We start from the raw sequence: 5,094 nt of genomic DNA on the forward strand, positions 1-5,094 counted from the left end.
CGAAGCCTTAGGCTTCTCACGTTCCTGCCGCTCACGATGCTCGCGCCAGTCGCGGTTCGAAGCCTTAGGCTTCTCACGTTCCTGCCGCTCACGATGCTCGCGCCAGTCGCGGTTCGAAGCCTTAGGCTTCTCACGTTCCTGCCGCTCACGATGCTCGCGCCAGTCGCGGTTCGCACCTCCGGCATTCGTATTCCGTTCTTCCGGGGCATTACTGCAACTGCAGGAGAGCAGTGCGGGTTTCCCCGGCTCGCCCGTATACTGGACCGTGGGATTATCGCCACGCGGGGAGCGACTGCCGGCACGGCAAGAGCTTGAGAAACTCGAAGAGTTTCGAGTGAGGGTCCGGGGAGGTGCGACCGAAGGGAGCTTGAGCACCGTCAGGTGCGAAGGGGTGTCCCCCTCCCGGTTGCAAGATGACACCTTTTAACTCTCCCTGCGAACCCACCCCGCCCGCGCTTCGCGCTCCTCACTTACACCTGCGGTGCTTAAACTCCTGCCGTTCCGGCAGTCGTTCCCCCCCTCAGGGCGGGGGCAGTGCGTGGCGATATGCGATGGAAAGCCGTCTCCCCCTCCCTGCCCCAGGTGTGGTTCATATAGTAGATACCTAGGAGGTAAGTGCTCCGATTAGTGTATGCCAAATGTTCGGAGATCGTTTTGGGATGACCTCATAACCTCCAGGTAGTTCCGTTACCGATGGAGAAGTCTTCTCCGGGGCCCGATGACCCAAAAAAGTGTACGGGTGTTGACCGGCAGGTCAGAGTTGGAAACAGTCGCCGGCGATGACCCGCTCTATCTTCCCGTTGTCCTTCCGGATGATCAGGGCACCGTGCTCGTCGATATCGATGGCCTCTCCCGAAAAGGTCTTGTTGACCGTCTTGATGGCCACCCGGTGGTCGAGCGTCCGGGAGAGGCTCTTCCACTCGCGGATGATGGAGTCGTACTCGCCGTCCTCGAGCTGCTGGTAGCGCAGTTCGAACTCCCGCAGAACCCGGGCAAGAAGCGCCACGCGATCGACCTCGCGGCCGACCTCGGCCTGGAGCGTGGTCACCGTATCCCGCAGGTTCGACGAAAGTTCGTCGAGAGAGACGTTCGCGTCGATCCCGAGCCCGAGGAGGGCGTAGTGCACGGTATCCGCCTCGGCAGCGAGTTCCAGGAGCAGACCGGCGACCTTCTTGTCTCCGATAAAGATATCGTTGGGCCACTTGATGAGCGCACTGATGTCGTACTCCTTGCGGATGGCACGGGCAATCGCGATCGACCCGGCCATGGTGATCATGAAGAGGTGGTCGAGCGGGATCTTCGGTTTCAAAAGAATCGTGGCCCAGATGCCGCCGGCCGGCGAGACCCAGGCGCGTCCGAGCCTTCCCACCCCGCCGGTCTGCTCCTCGGCAACGATCACCATGCCGTGCAGGTTTTCAGGATCGGTCTCGGCGGCAAGCTTCTTCGCGACCCAGCCCGTGGAGGCGGTGCTGTCGAAATGACGGATCTGCCGTCCGATGACCCGGGTGCGGAGCATCTTGTTGATCTCGTAGGGGAGGAGCCGGTCAGTCTTCGTCTCGAGGTGGTAGCCTTCCACCCGGGACGACGATATTCCGTATCCCAGCCTCCGGAGTTCGCGTATCTGCTTCCAGACGGCCGACCGGGTGATGCCCAGTTGCTCTGCAATCCGTTCCCCTGACACCGGGCCGGGCGATTCTTCGAGAATCTTCAATACGTTGATTGCCGTATCCTTCATGTCCATTACCTTTTCGCTGCAGGCGATTCGGTCGGGAGCGGACAGGGATCCTCGCCGCAGACCTGCCTCCGGATCACCGTGTTCTGCTCCATGAAACCCGCGAGATCAAAAATGCCGGTCACATCGACGATGCCGATTGCACCGATTGCCCGGCCTTCTTCATCCCTTACCGGCGCCACCACCACCGGGATGCCTTTGTACGGGCCACTCGGGGGCCTGACCCTCAACGTAGCATTCTCCTCGAGGACTTCCTCGAGGATGGGGCCCGTATAGCCCTCGTCGATGACCTTCCCGTCCTCGACCCGGACTCCGGGGTGGTCGCGGGACCGTGCCGTAACGGGCAGCCGACCAAGCAGATCGTGGATACATACCACGATCGGGGCGAGATCGCGCGCGCTCGAAGACGCAGAGACGATATATTGATCCATGGCCGTATCCATACTGTTCATCACGGTTTATCTAAAATAATGTTTCCCTATCACCGCAGGAGAATTCCTTCAAGAATTCGCGCGACGGGTACTCATGGATGCTGGTCACCAGGATCATCCCGTCGCCGAGCGGCTTCCCGACGAGGAGCGGCTCCCCCCCGGGCGTGGCGGCAAGCGTCTCGCCGCCGTGTGACGGGAACGAGCCGTCGCACTCGACGGCGTCGAGATCGTATCCCGAAAAAAGGGAGTTGAAGGTGCTCTCCCCGGTAAACCGGACGGCACGCGGCCCATAGGCAAACGAGTAGGTCACCGGGAACGGGAGCCAGTCGTAGGCGTCCTCGCGCGAGCCTCCCGCGCCGAAGACCAGCAGCCGGCCGCCGTTCTCGACGAAGCGCCGGATGCGGCCCTCTGCAGCCCGGAGAGCGGGGAGAAGGTTCGAGTAGTCCGGGTTCGCAAACCCCGTCGGCACGATGACCGAGACGAACCTCCCGCGCCAGAAGGGCGAGGCGAGCATGTTCGGGTTGACCGGCTCGCAAGCGGCGCCGCAGTCCTCGATGAGCCGCGAGAACATGAGAGGGCTGTCCCAGAGCAGCCCCGTCCTGCCGGTCACCCCTTGATCACCCCGAGCGGTTCCAGCCGGGCAACGATATCCGAGAGGCCCGCTTCGTGCACGACACGCACCACTTCCCGGCTCGGCTTGTAGACTGCCGGAGCCTCCTCCGCGAGGATAGCGTCGCTGTGGGCACGCACCACGATACCCTCTCCCGCAAGGCGTTCACGGAGTTCCTTTCCGCGGACCTCTTTTTTTGCCTTCGACCGGCTGAGCACCCTCCCCGCGCCGTGCAGGTGCTCCCCCACGTCTTCTGCATCGCGCCCGTCGTGCCGTGGAGGAGGTAGGACGACGTCCCCATGCTCCCGGGGATGATCACCGGCTGCCCGACCGCGGCATACTCGCTGGGAACGCCCTCCGCTCCCGGGCCGAACGCCCGCGTCGCGCCTTTGCGGTGGACGCAGACCTCCGTCGAGACCCCGTCGACGTCGTGGCGCTCGAACTTCGCGACGTTGTGCGCGACGTCGTAGATAAGCCGCATCTCGTCGTAATCGATCCCGAAGAGGTGTGCGAAGACCTTCCTCGCTTCGTGCATGATGACCTGCCGGTTCGCCCAGGCGTAGTTTGCGGCCGAGACCATGCCGCCGTAGTAGGCACGCCCTTCCGGGGAGTCGAGCGGGGCGCAGGCGAGCTGCCGGTCGGGGAGGCGTATCCCGTACTTCGGAAGCGCACCTTCAAGCGTTCGCAAATGATCGGTCGCGACCTGGTGGCCGAGGCCGCGTGAGCCGCAGTGAATCATGAAACAGACCTGCCCTTCGGCGATCCCGAATGCCTTCGCCGCTTCGGGGTCGACGATCTCCCTTGCAACCTGGACCTCCAGGAAGTGGTTTCCCGCGCCGAGCGTCCCGAGCTGCGGCACGCCCCGCTGGCGCGCCTTGGCGCTGACCGCGTCGGGGTCGGCGCCCGGCATCGCCCCTTCGCCCTCGCACCGGACGAGTCGGCTTCGGTGCCGAGCCCGCGCTCGACCGCCCACCGGGCGCCGTCGACCATGACCGCGGAGAGATCCTTGTTCGAGACCCGCATGGTACTCTTTGCGCCCACACCGGTCGGCACGGCGTCAAAGAGCCGCTCGATCAGTTCCCGTTTCCTGCCGGCGAGATCGGATTCGGTCAGGGGCGTCGTGATCAGCCGGACGCCGCAGTTGATGTCGAACCCGACTCCCCCGGGAGAGATGACCCCTTCGGTCATGTCGAATGCGGCGACGCCGCCGATGGGAAACCCGTATCCCCAGTGGATGTCGGGCATGGCAAGCGAGTGTTTCACGATCCCGGGGAGCGTCGCGACGTTCGCGAGCTGGCGGACGGCTCCTTCTTCGAGCGTCTCCGCCAGTGTCCCCGAGAGGAAAAACCGCCCCGGCACCCGCATATCGGGGACGTATCCAATAGGAACCTCCCATTCGAGGTCTCCGATCTTATTGATTCCGGTAAGCATGACAACCTCAGATATCGAAGATGATCTCCACCACGTAACCCTCTTCTTCTTTAACGATTTCGAGCCCGAAGTAGGATATGCCCTTGACGAGCGTTCCCGCCGAGTGTCGCGCGGGGTCGAACGGCTCCCCCCTGAGGACGGCGGAGAGCCGGGTGCCCCGGAGATCGACGTCGAAGGTGCAGAAGACGGTGTTCTCGACCTCGGTGACGAAGAGCAGTTCCGAGAGGTAATCGATGAGAAGCGATTCGAGGTTCTCCGCCTCGATCTCGATCTTCCGCTCGACTCCCCTCTCCTCGCAGGGGCCGTACATCACGGAAAACATCGCCCGGCCCGCCTCGGCAAAGAGCTCGTTTAAGGTCGCGCCCCGCACCCGCATGAGGACGTCGGCGGTGTGCTCCAGTTCATCGAAGCTCATGTTTTAGAAGCCATCGTAGAATATAGGAATCATTCTCCTGTGGATGGAATCGATGTAGCGGGCCTGGTACTTTGAGATGTAGACGGTATAGTCACCGATCGGAACCTGCAGGTCGGTCGCCTTCGGAGGTTTGACCGATACCGGCAGGAGGATGGGTCCGCTGCAGGATGTGCTCACCCGGAAGTCGCGTTTTCTCTGGAGAATATACGATCGGACATCCTCCGTGACATATATGCCCTGTGACTGGTCTGGCCCCTCAACATCACTCTGCATGGTTATCTCTCATATTGGCGGCGAGGCTAAAAAGTGGTATGGTTTTCGGGAACTACGTCGCCACGAGGACGTTCGTCACCACGTCCACGTACTGATCTTTCAACTCGTAGATGGAGTTCGTTCCCTCTGCGTTGCGCTTCACGCGCAGGATGCCTATACGGGATGCGATGATACCTACCATCGACGCAATGGAGTGATAACT

7 protein-coding genes and 1 pseudogene are annotated in these 5,094 nt (G+C 62.3%); 1 reads left to right on the top strand and 7 read right to left on the bottom strand.

From position 1 onward, the window contains the following. Positions 1 to 315: hypothetical protein (locus tag EI28_RS11415; RefSeq protein ID WP_048114965.1), on the top strand; the 315-nt coding region annotated here is incomplete at its 5' end. A gap of 439 nt (positions 316 to 754) precedes the next feature. On the opposite strand, the gene EI28_RS11420 is transcribed toward EI28_RS11415, so the two are convergent. The 7 genes and pseudogenes from EI28_RS11420 to EI28_RS14130 form a co-directional block, all read right to left on the bottom strand. After that, positions 755 to 1,735, bottom strand: coding sequence for a biotin--[acetyl-CoA-carboxylase] ligase (locus tag EI28_RS11420; RefSeq protein ID WP_048114970.1), 981 nt, complete (start codon positions 1,733 to 1,735; stop codon positions 755 to 757). 5 nt (positions 1,736 to 1,740) lie between these two features. Further along, entirely contained in the window at positions 1,741 to 2,175 is a 435-nt protein-coding gene (locus EI28_RS11425) for a DUF2111 domain-containing protein (protein ID WP_082223160.1), read from the bottom strand. A 19-nt stretch (positions 2,176 to 2,194) separates the two neighbouring features. Continuing rightward, positions 2,195 to 2,773: a hypothetical protein gene (locus EI28_RS11430; RefSeq protein ID WP_231476785.1), complete on the bottom strand. Its 579-nt coding sequence runs from the start codon at positions 2,771 to 2,773 to the stop codon at positions 2,195 to 2,197. Further along, a pseudogene (locus EI28_RS11435) lies at positions 2,770 to 4,138 on the bottom strand (RtcB family protein). Before EI28_RS11435 ends, EI28_RS11430 begins: the two are co-directional and overlap by 4 nt. A gap of 73 nt (positions 4,139 to 4,211) precedes the next feature. Then, entirely contained in the window at positions 4,212 to 4,619 is a 408-nt protein-coding gene (locus tag EI28_RS11440; protein WP_048114967.1) for an archease, read from the bottom strand. Positions 4,620 to 4,622: 3 nt separating this feature from the next. Then, positions 4,623 to 4,892: a hypothetical protein gene (locus tag EI28_RS11445; protein ID WP_048114969.1), complete on the bottom strand. Its 270-nt coding sequence runs from the start codon at positions 4,890 to 4,892 to the stop codon at positions 4,623 to 4,625. Between the two features lie 52 nt (positions 4,893 to 4,944). Further along, positions 4,945 to 5,082, bottom strand: a complete 138-nt coding sequence (locus EI28_RS14130) for a DUF2551 domain-containing protein (RefSeq protein WP_255342098.1) — start codon at positions 5,080 to 5,082, stop codon at positions 4,945 to 4,947. Between the last annotated feature and the right edge of the window lie 12 nt (positions 5,083 to 5,094).

It is taken from the genome of Methanoculleus sp. MH98A (genome assembly GCF_000691865.1).
In the GTDB taxonomy this organism is placed as follows: Archaea; Halobacteriota; Methanomicrobia; order Methanomicrobiales; family Methanoculleaceae; genus Methanoculleus.